The organism is Lacihabitans sp. CS3-21, assembly GCF_024343675.1.
Taxonomy (GTDB): domain Bacteria; phylum Bacteroidota; class Bacteroidia; order Cytophagales; family Spirosomataceae; genus Leadbetterella.
The window spans coordinates 13,920-37,111 of the sequence record NZ_RJUD01000104.1; the positions used below are offsets into that span (position 1 = coordinate 13,920).

The 23,192-nt window shown below is 36.9% G+C and carries 20 protein-coding genes; 14 read left to right on the forward strand and 6 right to left on the reverse strand.

All coding sequences use genetic code 11. The features are described 5' to 3' along the window. The first annotated feature begins 31 nt into the window (after positions 1-31). Genes EGI24_RS17725 through EGI24_RS17740 form a run of 4 tightly spaced genes read left to right on the forward strand, consistent with a single transcriptional unit; the run spans position 32 to position 3,395 of the window. Complete coding sequence (locus tag EGI24_RS17725; protein WP_255049887.1) at positions 32-724, forward strand: HAD family hydrolase; 693 nt, start codon at positions 32-34, stop codon at positions 722-724. Continuing rightward, positions 721-1,338 carry a chloramphenicol acetyltransferase gene (locus tag EGI24_RS17730; protein ID WP_255049888.1) on the forward strand — a complete coding sequence of 206 codons (618 nt, stop codon included), beginning with the start codon at positions 721-723 and terminating at the stop codon, positions 1,336-1,338. The genes EGI24_RS17725 and EGI24_RS17730 overlap by 4 nt, the downstream gene beginning before the upstream one ends. After that, the gene (locus tag EGI24_RS17735) at positions 1,339-1,815 is read left to right on the forward strand and encodes an NUDIX domain-containing protein (RefSeq protein WP_255049889.1); all 477 of its coding nucleotides are present in this window, start codon (positions 1,339-1,341) and stop codon (positions 1,813-1,815) included. Beyond that, complete coding sequence (locus EGI24_RS17740) at positions 1,809-3,395, forward strand: hypothetical protein (protein ID WP_255049890.1); 1,587 nt, start codon at positions 1,809-1,811, stop codon at positions 3,393-3,395. The genes EGI24_RS17735 and EGI24_RS17740 overlap by 7 nt, the downstream gene beginning before the upstream one ends. Here the strand turns inward: EGI24_RS17740 and EGI24_RS17745 are convergent. The 3 genes from EGI24_RS17745 to EGI24_RS17755 form a co-directional block, all read right to left on the reverse strand. Then, the gene (locus EGI24_RS17745) at positions 3,389-3,844 is read right to left on the reverse strand and encodes a hypothetical protein (RefSeq protein WP_255049891.1); all 456 of its coding nucleotides are present in this window, start codon (positions 3,842-3,844) and stop codon (positions 3,389-3,391) included. The genes EGI24_RS17740 and EGI24_RS17745 overlap by 7 nt on opposite strands. After that, entirely contained in the window at positions 3,841-5,046 is a 1,206-nt protein-coding gene (locus EGI24_RS17750; RefSeq protein ID WP_255049892.1) for an acetyl-CoA carboxylase biotin carboxylase subunit family protein, read from the reverse strand. Before EGI24_RS17750 ends, EGI24_RS17745 begins: the two co-directional genes overlap by 4 nt. Positions 5,047-5,143: 97 nt before the next feature. Next, on the reverse strand, positions 5,144-5,533 hold the full coding sequence (locus tag EGI24_RS17755; RefSeq protein WP_255049893.1) for a DUF1573 domain-containing protein: 390 nt from the start codon (positions 5,531-5,533) through the stop codon (positions 5,144-5,146). A 239-nt stretch (positions 5,534-5,772) separates the two neighbouring features. On the opposite strand from EGI24_RS17755, the gene EGI24_RS17760 reads away from it, so the two are divergent. From EGI24_RS17760 to EGI24_RS17795, 8 genes are all read left to right on the forward strand, one after another. Next, complete coding sequence (locus tag EGI24_RS17760; RefSeq protein WP_255049894.1) at positions 5,773-8,181, forward strand: thiamine pyrophosphate-dependent enzyme; 2,409 nt, start codon at positions 5,773-5,775, stop codon at positions 8,179-8,181. Between the two features lie 88 nt (positions 8,182-8,269). Then, positions 8,270-9,649, forward strand: coding sequence for a dipeptidase (locus EGI24_RS17765; RefSeq protein ID WP_255049895.1), 1,380 nt, complete (start codon positions 8,270-8,272; stop codon positions 9,647-9,649). A 31-nt stretch (positions 9,650-9,680) separates the two neighbouring features. Then, positions 9,681-10,517, forward strand: coding sequence for an N-acetylmuramic acid 6-phosphate etherase (murQ, locus tag EGI24_RS17770; RefSeq protein WP_255049897.1), 837 nt, complete (start codon positions 9,681-9,683; stop codon positions 10,515-10,517). Continuing rightward, complete coding sequence (locus EGI24_RS17775; RefSeq protein ID WP_255049898.1) at positions 10,514-11,500, forward strand: VWA domain-containing protein; 987 nt, start codon at positions 10,514-10,516, stop codon at positions 11,498-11,500. Before murQ ends, EGI24_RS17775 begins: the two co-directional genes overlap by 4 nt. Positions 11,501-11,625: 125 nt before the next feature. Then, positions 11,626-13,665, forward strand: a complete 2,040-nt coding sequence (locus EGI24_RS17780; RefSeq protein WP_255049899.1) for a putative oxidoreductase C-terminal domain-containing protein — start codon at positions 11,626-11,628, stop codon at positions 13,663-13,665. Then, a complete protein-coding gene (locus tag EGI24_RS17785; protein ID WP_255049900.1) occupies positions 13,662-14,420 on the forward strand; it encodes an SDR family NAD(P)-dependent oxidoreductase in 759 nt (252 codons plus the stop codon). Before EGI24_RS17780 ends, EGI24_RS17785 begins: the two co-directional genes overlap by 4 nt. Before the next feature lie 91 nt (positions 14,421-14,511). After that, positions 14,512-14,967: a GNAT family N-acetyltransferase gene (locus EGI24_RS17790; protein ID WP_255049901.1), complete on the forward strand. Its 456-nt coding sequence runs from the start codon at positions 14,512-14,514 to the stop codon at positions 14,965-14,967. Between the two features lie 77 nt (positions 14,968-15,044). Next, positions 15,045-16,313: a sterol desaturase family protein gene (locus EGI24_RS17795; RefSeq protein ID WP_255049902.1), complete on the forward strand. Its 1,269-nt coding sequence runs from the start codon at positions 15,045-15,047 to the stop codon at positions 16,311-16,313. Here the strand turns inward: EGI24_RS17795 and EGI24_RS17800 are convergent. The 3 genes from EGI24_RS17800 to rpsJ all read right to left on the reverse strand — a co-directional run bounded on the left by EGI24_RS17800 (position 16,310) and on the right by rpsJ (position 18,690). Next, complete coding sequence (locus EGI24_RS17800; protein WP_255049903.1) at positions 16,310-17,563, reverse strand: MFS transporter; 1,254 nt, start codon at positions 17,561-17,563, stop codon at positions 16,310-16,312. The two genes, EGI24_RS17795 and EGI24_RS17800, sit on opposite strands and share 4 nt — an antisense overlap. A 27-nt stretch (positions 17,564-17,590) precedes the next feature. Then, entirely contained in the window at positions 17,591-18,235 is a 645-nt protein-coding gene (gene upp / locus EGI24_RS17805; RefSeq protein WP_255049904.1) for a uracil phosphoribosyltransferase, read from the reverse strand. Positions 18,236-18,384: 149 nt separating this feature from the next. Continuing rightward, positions 18,385-18,690: a 30S ribosomal protein S10 gene (gene rpsJ, locus EGI24_RS17810; protein WP_255036142.1), complete on the reverse strand. Its 306-nt coding sequence runs from the start codon at positions 18,688-18,690 to the stop codon at positions 18,385-18,387. A 276-nt stretch (positions 18,691-18,966) separates the two neighbouring features. On the opposite strand from rpsJ, the gene ispE reads away from it, so the two are divergent. Together ispE and EGI24_RS17820 are read left to right on the forward strand one after the other, a co-directional pair. Further along, positions 18,967-19,788, forward strand: a complete 822-nt coding sequence (ispE, locus tag EGI24_RS17815; protein ID WP_255049905.1) for a 4-(cytidine 5'-diphospho)-2-C-methyl-D-erythritol kinase — start codon at positions 18,967-18,969, stop codon at positions 19,786-19,788. Positions 19,789-20,008: 220 nt separating this feature from the next. Further along, positions 20,009-23,185: an NPCBM/NEW2 domain-containing protein gene (locus tag EGI24_RS17820; protein ID WP_255049906.1), complete on the forward strand. Its 3,177-nt coding sequence runs from the start codon at positions 20,009-20,011 to the stop codon at positions 23,183-23,185. The last annotated feature ends 7 nt before the right edge of the window (positions 23,186-23,192 follow it).

The window sequence follows — 23,192 nt, forward strand, 5'->3', positions numbered from 1 at the left end:
TTTAGCTAATTTTAAATTTTATACAAGATTTATGCAAAACATAAAAGTAATTGCTTTTGACGCTGACGATACCCTTTGGGTTAATGAGCCATATTTTCAGGAAATTGAGAAGAAATTCTGTGAATTATTAGAGGATTTCTTACCACATCATTCGGTAGCTAAAGAGCTTTTTAAAGTGGAAATGGATAACCTCGAATTATACGGCTATGGTGCAAAGGCCTTTATTCTGTCGATGGTTGAAACAGTTTTGAAAGTTAGCAGCAATACTGCTCCAATTCATTTGATTGAAAAAGTAATTGAATTTGGAAAGGAACTCATCAACAAACCGATTGAATTGTTGGAAGATGTAGAAGACGTTTTGAAAAGACTAAACCCAAGCTATAGGCTTGTGGTCGCAACAAAAGGCGATTTGTTAGATCAAGAAAGAAAGTTAATGAAGTCTGGTTTGGAAAAATATTTTCACCATATAGAAATCATGAGCGATAAACAAGTGAAAGATTATCAGAAACTTATCAAGCATTTGGACATTCAGCCAAACGAGTTTATGATGATTGGGAATTCATTAAAATCAGATGTTCTGCCAGTTTTGGAGCTTGGTGGGGTGGGTGTTCATTTACCATATCATACCACGTGGGCTCATGAGGTGGTGGATGTAAAGATTGAAAACCCAAATTTTTACCACATCTCAAGATTGGGTGAAATTCTAAATTATTTCGCAGTGTGAAACAAAAATTAGCGTTAGAAAACTGGCCAAGAAAAGATCATTTCAAGTTTTTTTCTCAATTTGAAGAACCCTTTTTCGGGGTTTGTGTGGAGGTAGATTGTTCAAAAGCTTATGAAAATGCCAAGTTAAACGGGCATTCATTTTTCTTGAAATATCTTCATGCATCTTTGGTGGTAGCCAACCATATAGAGCCTTTCAAATACAGAATATCGGATGATGAAGTTTGGATTTATGACCAAGTAAATGCTTCACCAACCATTAACCGGCCTGATGGTACCTTTGGCTTTGCTTATATGGATTATTTCGAAGATTTTGCAGAATTTAATGCCGCTGCTCAAGTAGAAATTGAAAGAGTTCAGAATAGTAGGGGGCTCATTCCTGCAGGTTCTGGTCAGAATGTTATTCATTATTCATCTCTTCCATGGATAAACTTTACAGCTATTTCACATGCTAGAAGTTTCTCATTTAAAGATAGTTGTCCAAAGATGTCTTTTGGAAAACTATCTGAAACCAAACAAATGCCAGTGTCTATTCATGTGCATCATGCTTTGATGGACGGTTTTCATGTTGGACAGTTCGTAGAGGCTTTTCAGGAAATTTTGAATGCAGAATAAATGGAAGGATTAAAAAAGGTAGCGGTTATTTGTATTCTGAAGCACCAAGATAAATTTTTGCTTTTGGAAAGGTTAAAAGAACCCAATAAGGACTTATTTACACCTTTGGGTGGTAAAATAGACCCTTTCGAAACACCTTTGGATGCCGCAAAAAGAGAAACTTTGGAGGAGTCAGGAATAATGGTAGACGCTATGGATTTTTGTGGGATTTTAACTGAAACCTCGCCCACCAAATATAATTGGACGAGCTATGTCTACATAGCAGAAATCGATTATCAGGATGCTCCTGCATGTAATGAAGGCACTTTGAAATGGATAAATGCGGATGACATCTTGAACATTCCAACTCCAAAAACCGATTGGCACATTTATGAATATGCCCTAAAAAAGCAGAAGTTCATTTTCGATGCGGTTTTTGACAAAGACTTGAATCTTTTGGAAATGAATGAGTTAATAGAAAATAGGAAGATATGCTAAAAAAATTATATGGCTTTTTAGAAATCAGGAATGTCCAAACAATCTTGCTTTTTGTAATGATTTTAGCCTATTATTTTTATTCTTTTGGCAAAGTTGACATCGTTTCATCAGAAGACGACGTTCACTTATTTAGTGCCGTTAATCTAGGTTTGCCATTGCAAAAATTTGGCAATTTTGGTTATTATATCTTTCTGTGGGTAGTTTCAAAAGTTACTGCCAATTCCTTGATAGCTATGTTTTTAAGTTATTTTATGCTATCGATTTTGGTCTATTTTTCTTTGTTTCTCCTTCTCAGAAAGTACATGGGTTCTTTTTATATTGCTTTTTTTTTAAGTACCTGTTTTCTGTTTTCCGACTTCCAGCTTTTATTAGTTCCTAAGCTTACTTATCTCAATTTTATTTTTATTTGTTTAGGTCTTTATTTGCTCGATTTTCGCAAACTCGCCTTCGAGAATTATTTCGTTATTGCCGTTTGTATGTTGGCAAATGCTTATGTGGCCCGTCCAGAATTCGTTTGGTTTTTGGTCCCTGTAATTTTAATTATGCTGTTTACGCATTTCAAACACATTCCAAAAGTTTCCCAGACTTTATCTCTAGTAGGATTTTTCTTAGCTATTGTCCTCATTTATTGGCTTGCTGGCGGAATTTATCCATCAGGTTACTTAAAAGAAATTTTTATTCAGCATTTTTTTGATAACTATGAAGTCTGGACAGGAAGACATTTTGACTTGGCTGACGAATTTGGTCAATTTAATAACATTTTTGGGAAAGTGGAGTCAGATTATCAGGTTTTTACCGCAAATTCGGGATTGTTACTGAAACACAGTTTAAATAATTTAAAAAACCTTATTTTGGGTATTTTAAAAGTATTTAAAAGCACGTTTTATGATGTTTTTGTGGGTATTTTTTCGGGTAAAACAAAATATTTTATTCTAGCCCTGATTCTAATTTTAGGTTTAATTATTGATTTTAAGAATTCTTTTTCAGAATTAAAAAAAATCATTTCTTCTCCAAAACCTTTGTTTAAATTTATCGTTTGGCTCCTTTTCCCATGTTTGTTGCTGGTTTTAGTGGTTTTCCCAAGAGAGCATTTTGTGTTGTTGCTTTTACCTTTTATTTTTTTAGGTTTGGGACATCTGTTGAAATTAATTAAACTTCGTCAAAACATATTTTCAAAAATTAGTTTTTCGGTAGTTCTGTTAACAATTTTTACTGGAATTATCATGAAATATCCAATAAAGACGAATCATCCCAACAATGTAGATTTCTATAATTATTTGAATAAAATCAAAATAGATAAGCGACTAAAAATGCTATCGAACGATAACTTTGGATTTCAGTATTTTGGTCTAAACTTCGAAAGAATAGGTTGGAACCCATCAAGTGAAATGATTTTGGACAAAGTGAAATCTGATAATATTGATGTGATAAGCATCTATAGGCTAGACCTCGAAGTACCAGCTACGAGAGCATTTGTAGATAGTTTACATAAGAAAACTGGCTATGTCCAAATAAACCAGTTCGAAGCTCAAAAAAGATATTTATGGGTGAAGCCGAACTTACTTACTAAGTTTCAATAAATTCCTATAATTTGTAGTTGGCGGCCGTTTATCGTGATACTGTCTTTGGTCTTTTTACCAGAAAGCTCAGTTCCAAGTGGTGATGCCGAAGAAATAAGCATAACAGTTATTCCACTTTCTACTATTTTGCCTAAACTGACCGATATCAAAATATAACCTATGGTCGTATGGACTAAACTGCCATTTTTGATAAATTCTGTCTCTTGCTCAAAGTTGATGTTTTCAAAAGTGCTTATGTCTTTGAGCAGTTCATTTTTCTGGTTTTCGAGCATCGCCCGGTCATTTTGTGCCATGGCTCTACCAGTTTCGTATTTATCACCCATACTGCTCTTAGATTCCTCATTAGCGGCATTTTGAACGTTGAATATCGCTTTTTCGAGTTCCACTAATTTCGAATTCAGTAGCTTGTGGGCTGTGGCTATAATGTTTTCTTTTTTCAAATCTTTCAATGCGTTGGTTTGTCTGGGGCAGGAGCGGAGGCGTGAAGGCCAAGGTCAAACACCATTTTGGCGTATTTGTCTAGCAATTCTATCACTCGCTCGCGGCTATCGGCTTTTACTATAAGCCCCACATGATATTCTTCGTTCATTTTCCAGAAAATTTCTTTATCGTCAAAAACATCCATATTGGGCCATTGGTGCGACGAAAGCGAAATCAGAATACCAGAATATTTCTTTTCTATTTTTGGTAATATGTATGGTTTTTTCTCTGCAACTGCAGTTTCTATTTTTGCCCATTCTTTCCAAATATTTATGCCTGACGAAGCTTCTACCATTTCTGCCAAATGAGCTCCTCCAACTCTGGAAGCAGTTTCTAAAAAGTAGTAATTGCCATCCTCATGACATTTTATTACCTCAGTATGTGAGGCACTGAACTTCATGCCGAAGGCCTTCATCACTTGGTGATTGATCAGCGAAAGTGCTTGTTGGTCTAGTGAGCCAAATTCTACTGTAACTGAACGGAAGATTCCCCCTCCATGAGCTACGTCAAAAGGTGTGCTTAAATATTGGCTACATCTTTCAAAAACAACTTCTTTGTTAATGATCAGTGAATCGATGTGATATACGTCTCCGGGCTTAAAAGTTTCTATTAGAAAATTATGACGACTATCGCCTAATCCGTGTATCCAATCCCAAGCTTCGTTTTTTGAATATACTTTTTTTATTCCTGAAGCCGACGCTTCAGAGCGAGGTTTTACTAACCATGGCCCTGTTGAGTTTTCGAGAAAATGGGTAATCTCCACATCGTTAAATAAAGCACTGAACCCAGGAACCGGTATTTGGTTGTCCTCAGCTTGAACACGCATAGCCAGTTTGTCTCTAAAATATCGGGCTGTGGTTTGTCCCATGCCCGGTATTCTGAAATGTTCCCGAACTAAAGCAGCCTTTTCTACATCAAAATCATCAAGAGCAACCACCAAATCTATTTTGCGTGTACGCATCAGATGTGCAGTGCCTTCCAAAAGTGTCTGGTAAGTATCGAAAGAATTGTCGTTGTTTTCTAAATAAAAAAACTCGTCGATGCTTTCTCTTGGCCATGGTTTATGTTCTATTTTTTTGTGTGTTAACAAAAAAACCGTGTTGCCTTCCTCTTTGGCGGCCTTCAGAAATTCCACACCTTTGAAGTATGTACAGATACAAAGTATAGTCATCTCAATATATTTTTTTCGAAAAATAAGCTTTTAAGCTTAAATACAAAAAAAGCCATCCAATTATTTTGGATGGCTCTAAATATCTGAATGAAGAAATTTATTTTCCTCCAGTCGCTTTCGGCGTTACGTTACCTTTGATTGTCAATATAACCGTACCATTCTCAGCATTACTTACTACAGTGATAGTTTTTGTAAATGCACCAGGACGACCCGAAGTGTTGTAACCCACTTTGATTACACTTTTAGCACCTGGCATAATTGGGTCTTTTGACCACTCTGGCGTTGTACATCCACAAGAAGCCTGAGCGTTAGTGATTACCACTGGAGCAGTTCCTGTATTAGTTACTTCAAATGAGTAAGTAGCCAATGGACCTTCGGTTAGTTTTCCGAAATCGTGTGTCTCTTTATTGAACTTCAAAACTCCTTGAGCGTTTGTAGCCGCTGCAAATAAAAGAACACTTACTAGAGTGAAAAATAATTTTTTCATGTTACTGAATATTAAATGTTTAAAATTGATTCTTACTTAAAACTTATACAAAGTAAATACCAACATTAGATATATTAAAAACTTTTAACAATGTATTAACAATCCAATTTTCGATTCGCAAATAGTGATTTGTATTAAAATATGAATTAACTTTACATAAAGATTTGTATATTCACTCCGAATTCAATCATTGAATTTACGAATTATTACACTTTTTCAATCTGAATACTGATTAAATCATGAGTGAACTGCTTACTGGTTTTTATACATCAAATGAGGTAATTCTATCAAAAACAGAGGTTTTGGCTGATTATCAATTGGTTTGTGAGAGTAGAGCAGTGAGTTTAATGGGGCGTAAAGATGTATTCATGGGTCGTGCAAAATTTGGTATTTTTGGCGATGGAAAAGAACTTGCCCAAATTGCATTATCCAAAGTTTTTAGGAAAGGTGACTTCAGATCTGGATATTATCGCGATCAAACCCTTGTAGCTGCTACGGGTGGGCTTACATGGCAACAGTTTTTTGCACAACTGTATGCACACGCCGACATCAATCATGATATTTTTACTGCAGGGAGGTCTATGAACGCCCATTATGGAAACCATTGGCTAGACGAAAAGGGTCATTGGTTAGACCAAACTGAGATGTTCAATGGGGCTGTAGATGTTTCTTCTACTGCAGGTCAAATGCCTCGCAGTTTAGGTCTTGCGTATGCTTCAAAGTTGTTCCGCAAAAACCCATATCTAAAGAAATTCAAGACTTTTTCTAACGGAGGAAATGAGGTTTGTTTTGCAACAATTGGAGATGCATCTACTTCGCAGGGAATGTTTTTTGAGACCATCAATGCTGCTGGCGTTTTACAGATTCCATTAGTAGTTTCTGTTTGGGACGATGGCTACGGAATATCAGTTCCTATTGAGTATCAGACCACCAAAGGAAGTATTTCAGAAGCCTTGGCAGGATTTGAAAAAACGGATGGCAACGGAATAGAAATCATAAAAGTAAAGGGTTGGGATTATCCCGCTTTAATAAAAGCCTACCAAAAAGCCGCTAGAATCGCTCGTGATGAGCACACGCCCGTGTTAGTGCATGTAGTAGAAGTTACGCAGCCTCAAGGGCATTCGGCCTCGGGTTCGCACGAAAGATATAAATCAAAAGAAAGGCTGGAATGGGAAATAGAATATGATTGCAATTTGATTTTCAGAGATTGGATTCTCAAAAACAACATAGCAGACGAAGCTGAGCTGAAAGCCGTTGAGAAAAAAGCGGAGGATGTAGCCAAAGATGCACGTAAAAAAGCTTGGGATGCTTGTAAAGAAGCCATCAGTGCAGACAATACGCTTGTTTCAGCGTTATTAGTAGAGGCTGTAGAAAGTAGTAAGGCCGATGCGGAAGTAGTTGAGTTAAAGAAACAGTTTGATAGCAACACCAATCCACAGAAAAAAGATGGACTCAAAACCTTGAAACTGCTTTCAAGGATAGTTTCTGGAGAAAAGATAAGAAAGGAAATTGGGAAATTGATAGAGAATCTTCAAGCTAAAAATACCCATCGATACAGCAGTCATTTATATTCTGAGTTTGAAACCTCGCCACTCAAAGTAAAACCCATAAAGGCCGTTTACTCTGATAAAAGCCCGATGGTAGATGGTAGAGAGATTGTAAACAGATTTTTTGATTATGTTTTTTCTAAAAATCCTTTGGTATTTGCTGTGGGAGAAGATATCGGAAAAATTGGTGATGTAAATCAAGGTTTTGCTGGTCTACAAGAAAAATATGGCGAACTAAGAATTACCGATACAGGAATCAGAGAAACCACCATCATTGGCCAAGGAATTGGTGCCGCGATGCGTGGTTTGAGGCCGATTGTTGAGATTCAATATTTCGATTATATATATTATGCTTTGCCAACACTTACCGACGACTTGGCATCGCTACGTTATAGAACCTTCGGCAAACAAATGGCTCCAGTGATTGTACGTACACGTGGACATCGTTTGGAAGGCATTTGGCATTCAGGCTCGCCTATGGCTGTGATGATTCATGCTTTAAGAGGAATGCATGTATTAGTGCCAAGAAATTTTGTAAAAGCTGCAGGTTTTTATAATACATTGCTCAAAGGTGATGACCCAGCTTTAGTCATAGAAAGTCTGAATGGTTATAGACTTAAAGAAAAACTGCCCGATAATCTGCACGAAATATGTGAGCCATTGGGTGTACCAGAAATATTAAATGAAGGCAACGACATAACCATCGTGACATATGGCTCCATGTGCCGCATAGTAGTGGAAGCTGCCGAAGATCTCCGCAAAGTGGGCATAAGTGTGGAAGTGATAGATGTACAATCGCTCCTACCATTTGATATCAACAAAATGATTCTGAAATCTGTAAAAAAGACGAATCGTGTGATTTTTGCTGATGAAGATATGCCAGGAGGAGGAACAGCCTACATGATGCAGCAAGTCCTTGACGAGCACGGTGCCTACCATTTCCTCGACTCCAAACCCGTTTGCATCAGTGCACAAGCCCATCGCCCAGCCTATGGTACGGATGGCGACTATTTCTCTAAACCCAGTGTGGAGACCATTTTTGATGCCGCCTACCAAATCATGTCGGAGGTAAATCCTGCTAGGTATCCTGAGTTGTACTGAGTAATTTAATTTGAAAAATTGAAAGGTCACCTCTATTTTTTTCCTCCAAAAAAATAGCCTAATTTTGGTATTATTTTAAAATGCCTCGATGAAAGATTATATAGCTTCAAACAAACAACGATATTTAGACGAACTCTTCGATTTTTTAAGGATTCCTTCGGTCAGTGCGGACTCCAAACACGTTCCTGACATGATTACTGCTGCCGAATGGGTAAAAGATAAATTATTAGTTGCTGGTCTCGATAAGGCCGAAGTTTGCCCAACAGATGGCCATCCGATAGTTTTTGCTGAGAAAATTATTGACCCAAGTTTGCCCACAATTTTGGTATATGGGCACTACGATGTGCAGCCCGCTGACCCCATCGAACTTTGGAATAGCCCGCCTTTTGAACCAACTGTTATCATAACACCAAGTCACCCACAAGGAGCTATTTTCGCTCGTGGTGCTTGTGACGACAAAGGCCAGATTTACATGCACGTGAAGGCCATTGAAGCTATGATTTTGCACAAAGAACTCACTTGTAACGTAAAAGTGATGTTTGAGGGCGAGGAAGAAGTAGGTTCTGAAAATTTAGGAACTTTTGTAAAAAACAACAAAGAAAAACTCAAAGCAGACATCATTCTTATATCCGATACTTCTATCATCAGCAACGACATTCCTTCTGTAGAAACTGGCTTAAGAGGCTTGGCTTACATGGAAGTAGAAGTGGAGGCTGCCAATCGTGACCTGCACTCGGGCGTTTATGGCGGTGCCGTTGCAAATCCTATCAATGTTTTGTCGCAAATGATCGCCTCTATGCACGATGCCGACGGCAAAATCACTGTCAAAGGATTTTATGATAAAGTAGTTGAACTGAGCCAAATAGAGAGAGACGAACTGGAAGCAGCTCCCTTTGACTTGGAAGAATACAAAAAAGACCTTAAAATAGCTGAAGTAACTGGAGAAAAGGGCTATACCACCAGAGAAAGAGCAGCCATAAGGCCAACGCTAGATGTCAACGGAATTTGGGGTGGCTATACAGGCGAAGGTTCAAAAACCGTTTTGCCTTCAAAAGCATTCGCCAAAATTTCGATGCGATTGGTGCCTGACCAAGACTGGGAAGAAATATCCGACTTGTTTATGACGCACTTCAAAGCAATAGCTCCTCCTACAGTAAAGGTTTCTGTAAAAAAACACCACGGAGGCCAGCCATATGTTACACCTACAGATTCAATAGGCTATAAAGCCGCATTTATGGCTTTAGAAGAAAGTTTTGGCAAGAAGCCTGTGCCAACACGAGGAGGAGGAAGCATTCCAATAGTAGCACTTTTTGAACAAGAACTGGGACTAAAATCCATACTTTTCGGATTCGGATTAGATTCTGACGCTTTACATTCTCCGAATGAGCATTACGGCATATTCAATTTCATGAAAGGCATAGAAACCATTCCATTGTTTTATAAATACTTCCGAGAGTTGAGTAAATAGTAGTTGTATTTCATAATGCACTAATTAAATTATGAGCGATAAATTAAATCTTGCTGGATTGTCAACGGAGGCTTCCTCAAACCACGATAATCTAGAAAAAAAAACAGTTCTGGAAATCCTAAAAGGCATAAATGAGGAAGATAAAACAGTGCCTTATGCCATAGAAAAGGTATTGCCACAGATAGAAGTTTTGGTAGAAAAAGCAGTGGAAAGAATGCAAAAAGGGGGTCGATTGTTCTACATAGGGGCGGGCACAAGTGGCAGATTGGGCATTGTGGATGCCTCTGAATGCCCTCCAACTTATGGCGTACCACATGGTTTGGTAGTAGGAATTATTGCTGGTGGAGATTCGGCCATCAGAAAAGCGGTAGAAAATGCCGAAGACGATGCCGAACAAGCGTGGAAAGATTTGCTGCTTTTTGATGTAAATGCTAATGATATATTAATTGGCATAGCTGCCTCAGGAAGAACGCCTTATGTAATTGGAGGATTAGAATCGGCCAACAAAAATGGTCTTTTGACAGGTTGTGTGGTTTGTAACGCCAATAGTGCAGTTGCGGCTAAAGCACAATTTCCTATAGAAGTAGTTGTTGGGCCAGAATATGTAACTGGTTCTACAAGGATGAAATCTGGAACGGCTCAAAAGCTGGTGTTAAACATGATTTCTACCTCGATCATGATAAAACTCGGAAAAGTGCGTGGCAACAAAATGGTGGATATGCAACTTAGCAATGAAAAATTGATTGAGAGGGGCATAAAAATGATCATGAATGAGATTGAAGTAGAATATGGGCTTGCTCAAGAATTGTTGAAAACACATGGAAGTGTAAGAAAAGCTGTTGATTTTTATCAAAACAATAACCAATGATATGGTATTCATTTAATTGGTTTTCCGTGGCCACTTTGCGTAAGTTTGAGTGGGCAAATCCTTATTTTTTCTGGCTATTTCTACTTATTCCCGCTTTGTTTTTTCTAAAATGGGTTTTTAAATCTCAAAGAAAACAAAGTCTTGTCCTTTCTGTTAGCAATCTCTCCTTTCAAGCCTCTTTGTTCGTATGGTTGAGGTATTTGGTGCCTTTCTTTTATATTTTAGGAATAATTTGCCTTGTTCTGGCTTTGGCAAGGCCGCAGCTAGTCAATCAAAACAAAGAAAAGTATGCAGAAGGTATAGATATAGCTTTGGCTATTGATATTTCAGATTCGATGCTGGCGAAAGATTTACAACCTAACAGACTGGAAGCAGCAAAAAACATAGGTAAGGAATTTGTGGATGGCAGAGCAAACGACAGGATTGCCTTAGTAGCGTTTGCTGGTGAAACCACCACCTTAAGTCCACTTACAACCGATTATGAGTTATTAAAAGAATATTTGAACAGCCTGAATACAAGCCTTATAAAAACTTCAGGCACAGCAATAGGTATGGCATTGGCGTCGTGTATAAACAAGCTTCGTGATGTCCCTAGTAAATCAAAAATAGCGATTATTATTAGTGATGGAGACAATACTACTGGTTCCATAGCTCCAGAAATAGCTATAGAATTGGCCAAAACCTTTGGTATAAGAGTCTATACAATAGCGATTGGAAAAAACTCAGGAGAGGAAGTAATTGATGAGAAAACTTTAAAAATGTTAGCTGAAAAAGCAGATGGACAATTTTTTAGAGCGACAGACAATGATGCCTTATCAAAAATTTTTAGTCGTATAAATCTACTTGAAAAAACAATATTTAAAGACCAAGGCATCAAAGATGTATCTGATTATTACTACATATATCTCAACTGGTCCATTCTCTTCTTTTTGATTTCATTATTTTTAAAATTTACTTTTTTGGGGAATATATTAGAAGATTAATCCTCAATTGTGTGATATTTTTCTTCTTTTTTCGCAAAATCGTCAAAATAATATTACAATTCGAATAAAATACCTAAAAAGGCATTCGAAAATTTTATAGGTTTGTATTAACAACCTTAATATAAATGTTTCGAATACTTCTTCTTTCTTTATTGTTTGTTCAAATATCATTTGCACAAAAAAATCGTACTGAAAAACGAATACTCATATTTTCAAAAAATGCAGCTTGGGCATATAGGCATGCTTCCATAGAATTTGGAGCAAAAAAAGTCAAAGAATATTGTGAACAAAGAGGCATAAATGCAGATATTTCTGAAGATGCCAGTCAGTTTAATGACGAAAACCTTCAAAAATATAGTTCTTTGGTATTTCTAAGTGCCAATCAGGATATTTTTGATGCTGACCAAGAGGCCGCTTTACAGCGTTATATTCGTGCAGGAGGTGGATTTGTGGGTATTCATTCGTCGTCGGGTGTAGAGCGAAATTGGAAATGGTTCAATCAGATGCTTGGGGCGACTTTCAAAGTGCACCCACCCTACCAAGACGGAACAGTCAAAGTGATTGATAAAAAGCACCCTTCCACCAAAATGCTTCCCAATGAATGGAAAAGAACTGACGAATGGTATTTCTTTACTCCAATGACCAACAAATTGAATGTTTTGATGGTTTTAGATTCTACAACTTTTAAGTCGAATGTTCACACGCAAAATTATCCCAACGCCTGGTATCATGATTTTGAAGGTGGACGCTCATTTTACACCGCAGGTGGACACAGCGAGAAGGATTTTGAAGATCCGCTTTTTATGCAACATGTTTTTGGAGGAATTACATACGCTATCGGTAAAAATAAAATGTTAGATTATTCGAAAAACGCCAAATTTGAGAAAGCACCTGCGAGAATAATTACTTTGGATCCTGGACATTTTCATGCCGCTTTGGTACAGAAAACTATGTTGGCTGGCCTTGATTCCGAGGTGCAAATTTATGCACCTGCCGGAGAGGATTTGAACCAACATTTGCAAAGAATAAACTCTTACAATACTCGTAATGAAGCCCCAACTTCTTGGAAAACAAGTACCTACACTGGTTCTGATTATTTCGAGAAAATGATTTCCGAGAAAAAAGGAGACATTGTGGTGATGGCAGGAAACAATGCCACAAAAACAGATGCAATATTAAAGTCAGTAGAATCAGGAATGAACGTTTTGGCCGACAAGCCCATGTGTATAAACACGGAAGGTTATGAAAAACTCAAAACAGCCTTTAAAGTTGCTAAAGAAAAAAATATTCTGTTATACGATATCATGACTGAGCGGTCAGAAATTACTACTACCTTGCAAAGAGAGCTCTCTATGATGAAAGGTATTTTTGGAGATTTATTGCCGGGAACTCCAGAAGACCCATCAATTATCAAAGAAAGTGTTCACCATTTCTTCAAGTACGTTTCAGGTAGTCCATTGATTCGCCCACAGTGGTTTATGGATACCAAACAACAAGGCGAAGGCATTGTAGATGTGACTACCCACTTGGTAGATTTAGCCCTTTGGGCTGCATTTCCAGAAACACCTTTGGACGTAAAAGATGCCCATATTTTGGCTGCTAAGCGTTGGCCGACAGAAATGACTTTGGAAGAATTTGGAAAAATAACTGGGGCTAAAACTTTCCCCGACTTCTTAAAAAAAGACTTAAAAGATGCCAATACACTGAATGTATTTGCCAACGGCGAAATAGATTTCAAAGTAAAAAATGTCCATTCTAAAGTAAAAGTACTTTGGAATTATAGTACTGACAAAGGTGGCGATACACACTATTCTATTATTAAAGGCTCTCTTGGAAATATTGAAATCAAACAAGGGGAAGAAGAAAAATATATGCCGACTTTATATATCAAGAATTCTAAAATTTCTGAGGCAAATTTGAATGCAGAATTTGAAAAATTGAAGGCAAAATACCCAGGTATAAGTTTAGTTAAGACTGGAACTGACTATATAGTGGATATTCCCACAAAATACAGAACGGGGCATGAGGCTCATTTTGGGGAAGTGATGGAACGATATTTGAAATTTTACAAAGTAAAAAACTTGCCTGATTGGGAAGTGCCCAATATGCTTTTGAAATATTATATTACAACAAGTGCTTTAGAATTAGCAAATAAACAAAAATGACAAATCCTTTTTCATTAGAAAATAAAATTGCACTGGTAACAGGTGGAGGCTCTGGTATTGGTTTTGAAATAACCCGTTGTTTAAGAGACGCAGGTGCTAAAGTAATCATTACCGGACGTAGAGAAAACATGTTACAAGAAGCTGTAAAGGCCATTGGGGAAAATGTATTTTACATGGTAAACGATGTTACGGATCTCAGCAAAACTACAGAACTGGTCGGAAACATTACGGAGACATATGGTGAGATAGATGTTTTGGTAAATAACGCAGGTATAAATATGAAAAAACCTGCTGTTGATGTTACCGATGCGGAGTTTAACAATATTATTCAAACCAATTTAACATCAGTTTTTGCCTTAAGCAGAGAGGTAGCAAAAAAAATGATTGAACGTAAATCGGGATCTATCATCATGATTTCTTCAATGGCGGGATATTATGGAATAGACAGAGTGCCTGCTTACACCGCTTCAAAAAGTGGTATTGAAGGCCTTACAAAAGCCTTGGCTTCTGATTGGTCGAAATTTAACGTGAGAGTAAATGCCATAGCTCCGGGCTTCATTGAAACGGCCATGATGCAAACCGCCATGAGCTCCGATCCAGACCGTATGAACAAAGCCTTGGGACGTACTCCAATGGCAAAATTCGGCAAACCCGAAGATATTGGCCACGCGGCAGTATTTTTGGCATCAGAGGCGGCATCTTATATCACTGGTGTGTCTTTGAGAGTAGATGGAGGCAATGCCATTGGATTCTAAATTTCTTCTTCCTCTAATATTTTAAGGTCTGGAAATTTCAATTATTTTTATTTTTGAGAAAATTTCAAGTCTTTAAAATTTCCTATTTCTTATGCACGAAATTCTACGTACCAATTCTTCAAATGAAGATTTTGTAGCTTTAGTAAAAAAACTTGATGCCTACTTGACCATAACTGACGGTGACGAACATGCATTTTATGATCAATTCAATAAAATTGACCGTATAAATCATGTAATCGTTTTTTTTGAGATTGACAGACCCGTTGCTTGTGGTGCCATCAAAAAGATGGGTATAACGAATGTCTGGGAAATAAAGAGAATGTTTGTGGAAGAAAGTATGCGAGGAAAAGGCATAGCTACTTTGGTAATCAGTGAATTGGAAAAGTGGGCAAAAGAGCTGAATGCCGAAAAATTGGTTTTGGAAACAGGTAAAAGACAAACAGAAGCTGTGTCACTATATCATAAAAATAATTATCAGATTACTGAAAATTTTGGTCAATACATAGGTGTTGAAAACAGTATTTGTTTCGAAAAACTGCTGAAATAAGCATAATTTTTTCTTGGATTATTTATAGTATGCAATAATTGCTATATTTGTATAAATAATATTATGCTTGCATACTAATGGAAACTTACGCAAAGATTCTTCTTATAGCCTCTCCGATTTTTTTGTTTTTGGTAATGGCCGAAAAACTTTACGGATATTTGAGGTTTAAGCACGAATTCCGGACTATGGACACCATTTCAAGTCTTAGTTCAGGGTATTCCAATACACTAAAAGACGTTTTGGGATTAAGTATTACCATCATTTCATACAAATGGTTTTATGATCATGTGGCACTTTTCGAGATTAAATCTACGATTTGGGTTTATATTATTGCCTTTATAGCTTTGGATTTTTCTGGTTATTGGGTACATCGCTTAGCTCATGAGGTTAATTTCTTTTGGAACAAACACGCCATTCACCATAGCAGTGAGGAGTTTAATTTGGCGTGTGCATTGCGTCAAAGTATTTCTACCTTTGTGAATATTTTTACGTTTTTCTTGATTCCAGCCGCCATTTTTGGGGTTAAACCTGAGGTAATTGGTATTGTGGCTCCTATACAGCTATTTGCTCAATTTTGGTATCACACGGTCTATATTGACAGAATGGGTTTTCTTGAAAAAATCATCGTAACGCCTTCGCATCACAGGGTTCATCATGCTTTGAATCCCGAATATTTGGACAAAAACCATGGTCAGATTTTTATTATTTGGGATAAACTTTTTGGTACTTTTCAAGAAGAATTACCCAATTTAAAACCAGTTTATGGCATAACAAGGCCAATGGCCACTTGGAACCCAATAAAAATTAACTTTAAGCATCTATGGTTATTGATTTTGGATGCTTGGAGGGCCGATTCTTGGAAAGATAAATTCAGAATTTGGTTTATGCCAACAGGCTGGCGTCCAGATGGTTTCGAGGAAAAATATCCTGTTGACAAAATTACAAATCCGTATAATTTTCAGAAGTATGCAACTGAATTTTCGGTTGGAGTAAGAACTTGGATTTGGGTTCAGTTTTTTATAACCCTTGGCTTTTTGACTATTATGTTTTATTATTTTGGGAATCTTTCTTTAACGCAATTGCTGCTTTATGGGCTGATGATTTTTCTCAATATTTACGCCTACACAGAGTTTATGGATAAAAATCCAAGCTTTTTGTTTTTTGAACTCATCAAGAACCTTTACGGTATCGGCATGATAGCTTTTACCAACTTTTGGAACCCACTATTTGAGCAGCAAGCTTTTTTTAAACCAATATTTTTAACATATTTTATTACTTCAACATTGGTTTCGATATATTATTTTAGGTCTAAAGTGGTTTTTGATTTGAAAACCAAAACTGCCTAAACTTCTAAATAATCGAGGTCTTTATCGTGGGTTTCTGCTATACTTAGCGTAGAATAGAAACCTATTATATAAATTATTAAACCCACCAATGCCGCAGCCCAAATTACGCCGAAATCAGGTTTCCAGAAGCCAAATAAGGTAGTCATTCCTGCTACTGAACCCCTTACCATATTGGGTACTGTAGTGGCTGCCGTTGCTCTCAAATTTGTGCCAAATTGTTCGGCTCCAACGGTAACAAACATGGCCCAGTAACCTGTCCAAAATCCTAACCATACACACGTGGCATAAAGCGTAAAGGCACTTTGCATGCCTCCAAATAAATAAAAGAGAACGCCAAGAAGCGACATGCCCATCATTAAAGCAATCGCCTTTTTACGAGATGCTAACCAATGACTTAGAAATCCGCTCAGGAAATCTCCTGCTGAAATACCCACATAGGCCCACATAATAGCCAAGCCTGGTTCAACTTTTTCTGTAAAACCAAATGTTTCACCAAACTGATTACTCAGATATACCAAAATGCCTATGCAAAACCAAGTGGGCATACCAATACCGATACATCTTAAATATTTTGTGAATCTATTCCAATCGGTAAAAAATGCAAAGAAATTTCCTTTTGAAACATGGGCCTTATCAGTTAAGTTTTTGTACATCCCCGACTCCAAAACGCCAACTCTTAGCAACAAAAGTAAGAAACCCATACCACCCCCGATGAAGTAAGCGATGGTCCAGTCACCTGATAATTTAACAGTAAATGTGGCCACAACTGCACCCAAGAGTCCGACTCCTGCAACAAGGGAAGTTCCTTTGGCTCTTAAATGCCTTGGTAAAGCTTCTGAAACCAGCGTAATTCCTGCTCCTAGTTCCCCTGCAAGCCCAATTCCAGCTAAAAACCGAAGCCATTTGTAAGCTTCTACTTTATCTACAAAGTCCATTTGGGGTATGAAACCACAAAAAATATTTGCCAGTGAATAGGTGATGATAGAGCCAAACAGTACCGAAAGCCTACCTTTTTTATCTCCTAATGTTCCCCAAAGGATGCCACCGATGAGTAGACCAATCATCTGAATATTTATAATACCAGTTCCGATGGTATCGACTTCTTGCTTGTTTAGTCCTAGACTTTCAAGGCTTGGAATTCTCACAATTCCAAAAAGTTGTAAGTCATAAATATCAACAAAATAGCCCAATGCGGCCACAATAACTGGCATACTGAACAAATGCTGTAGGTCTGATTTTTCGTTTTTCATTCTAGGGTTTTATATTTTTAGGGTAGTTTATATTTTCACACCAAAAGCCAAGTCGCCAGCGTCTCCCAGACCTGGAACGATGTAAGATTTTGTATTGAGTTCTGGGTCGATGTCACCAATCCAGAGTTTGCATTCTGGCATACGAGCATTGATATACCTTACACCTCTATCGCTCGCAACAACAGAAACTATGTGGGTTTTTGAAGGAATTCCAAACCGAAGTAATGCATGATAGGCTTTCTCTAAAGATTTACCTGTTGCCAACATCGGATCACAAATGATGAGTGTTTTTCCTTGCAAACTTGGGCTGCTGATATAGTCCATTTCAATCTCGAAATGTTCTTTTTTGTCATGAATACCACGGTATGCCCCTATAAAAGCACTGTCTGATTTATCAAAAAAGTTTAATAGTCCTTGATGTAACGGCATTGCAGCACGCAACACGGTAGCAATTATCGGATACTCACTCAGAGTTTGGCTTTCTTTTATTCCCAATGAAGTTTCGGTTTTTGAGTTCACCAAATAAAGCGACTTTGAAATTTCGTAAGCAAATATTTCTCCAATTCGCTCCAGATTTCTTCGAAATCTCATGGTGTCTTTTTGGATTTCTTTGTCACGCAATTCGCTCAGGAAATTATTGGCGATAGAGTTTTGCTCGGCTAATACCCACATTGAAATGTTATTGTTTTAACAAAAATAGCAAAATACTTTATTCTGATTCTATTTCTATAAAAAACAAATCAAAATTTGGAGGCTATAAAAAACAAAACCTTCTTTTTCGTTAGAAAAAGAAGGTTTTAAAATGTCGATTCTTACGAAAACTACACTTTGATTTCAACGTCAACACCTGCTGGTAGTTCCAATTTCATTAGTGCATCTACAGTTTTAGGACTTGCAGAGTAGATATCTATCAATCTCTTGTAAGTACAAAGCTGGAATTGCTCTCTAGATTTTTTTGAAACGTGAGGAGAACGTAAAACAGTGAATTTCTCAACACGCGTAGGCAACGGAATTGGTCCGCTAACTGTAGCTCCTGTAGATTTTACTGCTTTAACGATTTTCTCAGATGAATTGTCAACCAACATGTGGTCGAAAGACTTTAATTTAATTCTGATCTTTTGTGACATTTGGTTCAGATTTTTTTGGTGAAAAATAAGCTTGCGAAAGAACCATTTACTCCGACAAGCCAAAAATTGGAGTGCAAAATTAATAATATTTTTTGAATTGCAAAAGCTTTCAAACAAATGAAAATTAGAGCATTAAATATAAATACCAGGCTAAGAAAAACAATCAGTGCTTAATCCCCCCAAAATCTGTGTTATTATTGGATGAGAATGTTTTTCCCACAAACACATATCTTTGATTCCAATCGCTCTTTTCCTAAATTTGTAAAAAATTAGTTTATGGTATCTTTTCCAAATGCAAAAATAAATCTAGGGCTTAATATTATTGAAAAAAGATCTGATGGATACCATAACATTGAGTCGGTATTTTATCCTGTAGCCTGGTGCGACGCTCTTGAAATGGTAAAATCTGATAGTTTCTCTTTTAATTCTTCGGGTCTATTAATACCTGGAAATCAAGAAAATAATTTGATTTTGAAAGCCTTTAGGATTTTAGAAAACGAAGGATTTATTGTTGGCAAATCAGTAAGTATTCAATTACACAAAGTCTTACCGATGGGTGCGGGTATAGGTGGGGGTTCGGCTGATGGTGCTTTTGCTTTGAAAATGTTGAATGAGCTATTTGAATTAAATTTGACGATTAATCAATTAGAAAAATTTTCCGAACAATTGGGAAGTGATTGCCCGTTTTTCATTGAAAATAAGCCAAAATTTTGTTTCGGAAAAGGCACAGAGTTTGAAGAAATTAATCTCAATTTAAAGGGAAAGCAAATAATTTTGGTAAATCCCCAAATTCATATTTCCACTGCCGAGGCTTATGCGGGGGTGAAGCCTAGTATGCCTGTTGTAGGTATAAAGGAAATAATAGCCTCGCCACTAAATGATTGGGCAAATGTTCTGAAAAATGATTTCGAAAAAAAAATCATAGAGAACCATCCGAAAATTGGAGTAGTTAAAGAACTACTCTATAAATTAGGAGCAAACTATGCTTCGATGACAGGTAGCGGCTCTACTGTTTTTGGGATTTTTGAATCTGCTGAAAATTTTCCAATAGATATTTTTAACGATTGCATTTGTTGGCAAGGAGAGTGTCTATTTTGAAATTCCTTATTTCACTATTTATTATTAATGCTCAAAATGGCAAGTATTTTAAATTTTTGAATTTTCAATCATATTGTTTTCTAATTCGTATAAATCGCCAATTTATTTAATCTTTTGGTTTGTAACTTTATAGGTTAATATTTATACCGTTTAATAAATTTTTTTCTTTGCTTGTTTCAAAGTTTATAGCTTTGTAAAGTCCACTATAAAGCTATAAACCATGTATAAAATTTTAATCCCGTTTCTTCTTTTTTTTCAGTTTTCTTTTGCACAATACCCAGCAGGTTTTCTAGAGGAAAATTTTGGTTCTTGGGACTTGCCGATGGGAGTAGGCTTTGATCACGCAAACAAAATGTACGTTTGGGAAAGAGATGGAAGGGTATATTCGTTTGCTGATAATCATAAAAACTTGCTAATAGATATTAGGGAAGAAGTTGCCACTTATGGCGATTTTGGACTTCTTAGTGCTGCTTTAGATCCTGATTTTGAGCATAATGGTTATATTTATTTGTATTATGTTGTTGATAGACACCATTTACTTTATTATGGAAATGTTGCCTATTCTTCAAATTCAAATGAGCAAGGAGCTACGATTGGTAGAGTGACCAGATTTACCTTGGACCCAGCTAATAATTTTGCATCTGTCGTGCCTAATTCAAGATTTGTTTTAATAGGAGAAACTAAATCTACTGGTTTTCCACTTACTGGTATTTATCATTCAGGGGGAGATTTAAAGTTTGCAATAGACGGTTCATTATTAGTGTCTTGTGGCGACGGGGCTTCGGGGGCTGATTATGAACTCCAAGCTTATTCTGATGGGATAATAACACAAGAGGAATATGTTGCTCGTCGGCTTTGGCGTTGTCAAATCCAGAATTCACTGAATGGAAAAATTGTCAGAATTGATCCTTCCAATGGTAACGGAATTTCCTCCAATCCATTTTTTAACCCCGCTCAACCAAGGGCTCCGCAGTCTAGAGTTTATGCTATGGGCTTCAGAAATCCTTTTAGATTTACGATAAAACCCAATACTGGAAGCCACAATTTGGAAGATGGTAATGCAGGAGTCTTGTATGTTGGTGATGTAGGTCAAGATACCAAGGAAGAGATAAATATTGTAACCAATGGTGGGCAGAATTTTGGCTGGCCAAGATTTGAGGGAATTGATCATTTATATGAAAGCAATCCGCCCTATCATCCATTAAATCCACTGAAACCAGCTATAGAATGGGGTAGAACGAATAGCACGGCGAGAGTTGTAATAAATGATAATGTTTTGGATGTTGGATCTTCTTCTTTTCCATATTCAAACTTTGTTGGTGGAAGTTCTATTGGAGGCGTCTTTTACGAAGGAGAAAGTTATCCAGAAGAATATCATGGCAGCTATTTTTTTGCAGAGTTTAATAATCAATGGGCTAAGAGTTTCAAGTTTGATGCCAACAACAATCCGCAATCGAAAGTGGACTTTCATCCAGCCATTGTTGGTTTGATTAGTTTTGCTTATAACAAATTTGATGAGTCGTTGTACTACACGGCAGTTACAGGAGTAGTAAAAAAGATAAAATATGCTCCATCAGGAAATCAAGCACCACTTGCTAAATTTACTTATAACCCATTATACGGCATTAGCCCTCTTAATGTCAGCTTTGATGCAAGCTCGTCTTTTGATCCAGAAAATTCTGCTTTATCCTATCTTTGGTTTTTTGGAGATGGCACCTCTGCAAATGGAATTAATCCAACCCATCAGTTTGTAGCAAATAATAGCAATCCCCAGGCTTTTCAGGTAACATTGATTGTTTATGATTCGCAGGGATTGAGTTCGTTAGTATCTCATACGGTTTCTATTAATAACACTCCTCCAGCTATTATCTCTACAACAATAGACAACGTAGAGGTTTTTGCTTCGTTGGGGTCACCAAGTGTTACTCTCAATGCCCAAGTTTCTGATAATGAGGAAAGCAACAATGGTTTGACTTATAAATGGGAGGCATTCTTGTATCACAATGAACATAGGCATCAAGAGCTTAATTTGCCAAGTTTAAATGGGATATTCCAATTCGGTACAGTGCCTTGTGACGGAAATTCTTATTATTACAGATTTATTTTGACGGTAACAGATTCGTATGGGCTTTCTACTACCTTTCAAAAGGATGTATTTCCCAATTGCAACCCATCTGACCAAGTTCCACCAAGTATTGCCAACCTGAAAGTGGAACAAATTACCTCAACTAGTTTCCAGATTCAATGGAATCCAATTTTTGATAATGATGCAGTAAAAAATATTGAATTGGTTATTAATGCCCAAAGAGTTGCCTACTTGAGCAACTCCACTTCAACATACACTTATCAATCTACAAGTTCTATATTAAATAAGAATTTCAAAGTTTTTGTGGTTATACGAGATAGGGCAGGTAACAAAACAAAAAGTTCAGTTTTAGATTTTACGCCAAATCAAAGTTGTGTAGGCGGAAGTTTTATCACTTATTTGTCAGATTTGAACGAAGCTTCGGCAATTAATGGTTACGGACAGTTTGAAAAAGACAAAAGTAATGGTGAATATTACCCTAATGATGGTAACACCCTTCGACTAAACGGTATTACTTTTTCTAAAGGATTGGGTTCACATGCGAATTCAGAAATAACTTATAACATAGCTGGTTTGGGTTTTGAAAGTTTTAGTAGCATTGTAGGGATAGATGATGAAATAACAGGAAATGTATGCGGAACAGTGATTTTTAGGGTTTACAACGATAATGTTTTGGTTTATCAAAGTCCAGTGCTTAATCAAAACTCGTCGCCATTATCCATAAATGTGAGCGTGCTAGGTGTTAGTGAGCTAAAATTGGTGTTATCTGATGCTGGAGATAGTAATTGTGGCGATCATGGAGATTGGGCTGATGCAAAATTTCTAAAGAGTTGTGTTTCAAATGATAATTCAGCTCCAAATATACCAGCTAATTTATCGGTAATTTCTCAACCAAGTGGTTATCTATTTTCTTGGCATTCAGTTACCGATAATATAGATAGTCAAGTCGAGTATGAGGTTTTTCTTAATGGTCAATATTTAGGGGCCACTTTTTCTAATAGTTTTATAGTCCAAACTTTGGCAAATTCGAATAATTTTTTCACAGTTCAAGCCAAAGATGATAGCGGTAATAGATCTGTCAGCCAAACCTATGTAATCAATAATTGTCCATCAAGCTTGAGTATTTCGCAGGCTGAAAACATCTCCAATCAAACATTGGCCAAAAAAGTTTCTCAGTTTATTGAAGCAGAAAATAGTATCTCAAATCAATCAAATGTTCAATATTTGGCAGGAAAATCAATATTGTTGAAACCAGGATTTTCAGTTTCAGAAAGTGTTTTTGTGATAAAAATTCAAGGGTGTGACAATTGATTGCATT

Coding starts and splice junctions, on each gene's coding strand:
- EGI24_RS17725 (WP_255049887.1), top strand. CDS start 32: ATGCAAAACATAAAAGTAATTGCTTTTGACGCTGACGATACCCTTTGG.
- EGI24_RS17735 (WP_255049889.1), top strand. CDS start 1,339: ATGGAAGGATTAAAAAAGGTAGCGGTTATTTGTATTCTGAAGCACCAA.
- EGI24_RS17740 (WP_255049890.1), top strand. CDS start 1,809: ATGCTAAAAAAATTATATGGCTTTTTAGAAATCAGGAATGTCCAAACA.
- EGI24_RS17750 (WP_255049892.1), bottom strand. CDS start 5,046: ATGACTATACTTTGTATCTGTACATACTTCAAAGGTGTGGAATTTCTG.
- EGI24_RS17755 (WP_255049893.1), bottom strand. CDS start 5,533: ATGAAAAAATTATTTTTCACTCTAGTAAGTGTTCTTTTATTTGCAGCG.
- EGI24_RS17760 (WP_255049894.1), top strand. CDS start 5,773: ATGAGTGAACTGCTTACTGGTTTTTATACATCAAATGAGGTAATTCTA.
- EGI24_RS17765 (WP_255049895.1), top strand. CDS start 8,270: ATGAAAGATTATATAGCTTCAAACAAACAACGATATTTAGACGAACTC.
- murQ (WP_255049897.1), top strand. CDS start 9,681: ATGAGCGATAAATTAAATCTTGCTGGATTGTCAACGGAGGCTTCCTCA.
- EGI24_RS17775 (WP_255049898.1), top strand. CDS start 10,514: ATGATATGGTATTCATTTAATTGGTTTTCCGTGGCCACTTTGCGTAAG.
- EGI24_RS17780 (WP_255049899.1), top strand. CDS start 11,626: ATGTTTCGAATACTTCTTCTTTCTTTATTGTTTGTTCAAATATCATTT.
- EGI24_RS17785 (WP_255049900.1), top strand. CDS start 13,662: ATGACAAATCCTTTTTCATTAGAAAATAAAATTGCACTGGTAACAGGT.
- EGI24_RS17790 (WP_255049901.1), top strand. CDS start 14,512: ATGCACGAAATTCTACGTACCAATTCTTCAAATGAAGATTTTGTAGCT.
- EGI24_RS17795 (WP_255049902.1), top strand. CDS start 15,045: ATGGAAACTTACGCAAAGATTCTTCTTATAGCCTCTCCGATTTTTTTG.
- EGI24_RS17800 (WP_255049903.1), bottom strand. CDS start 17,563: ATGAAAAACGAAAAATCAGACCTACAGCATTTGTTCAGTATGCCAGTT.
- upp (WP_255049904.1), bottom strand. CDS start 18,235: ATGTGGGTATTAGCCGAGCAAAACTCTATCGCCAATAATTTCCTGAGC.
- rpsJ (WP_255036142.1), bottom strand. CDS start 18,690: ATGTCACAAAAGATCAGAATTAAATTAAAGTCTTTCGACCACATGTTG.
- ispE (WP_255049905.1), top strand. CDS start 18,967: ATGGTATCTTTTCCAAATGCAAAAATAAATCTAGGGCTTAATATTATT.
- EGI24_RS17820 (WP_255049906.1), top strand. CDS start 20,009: ATGTATAAAATTTTAATCCCGTTTCTTCTTTTTTTTCAGTTTTCTTTT.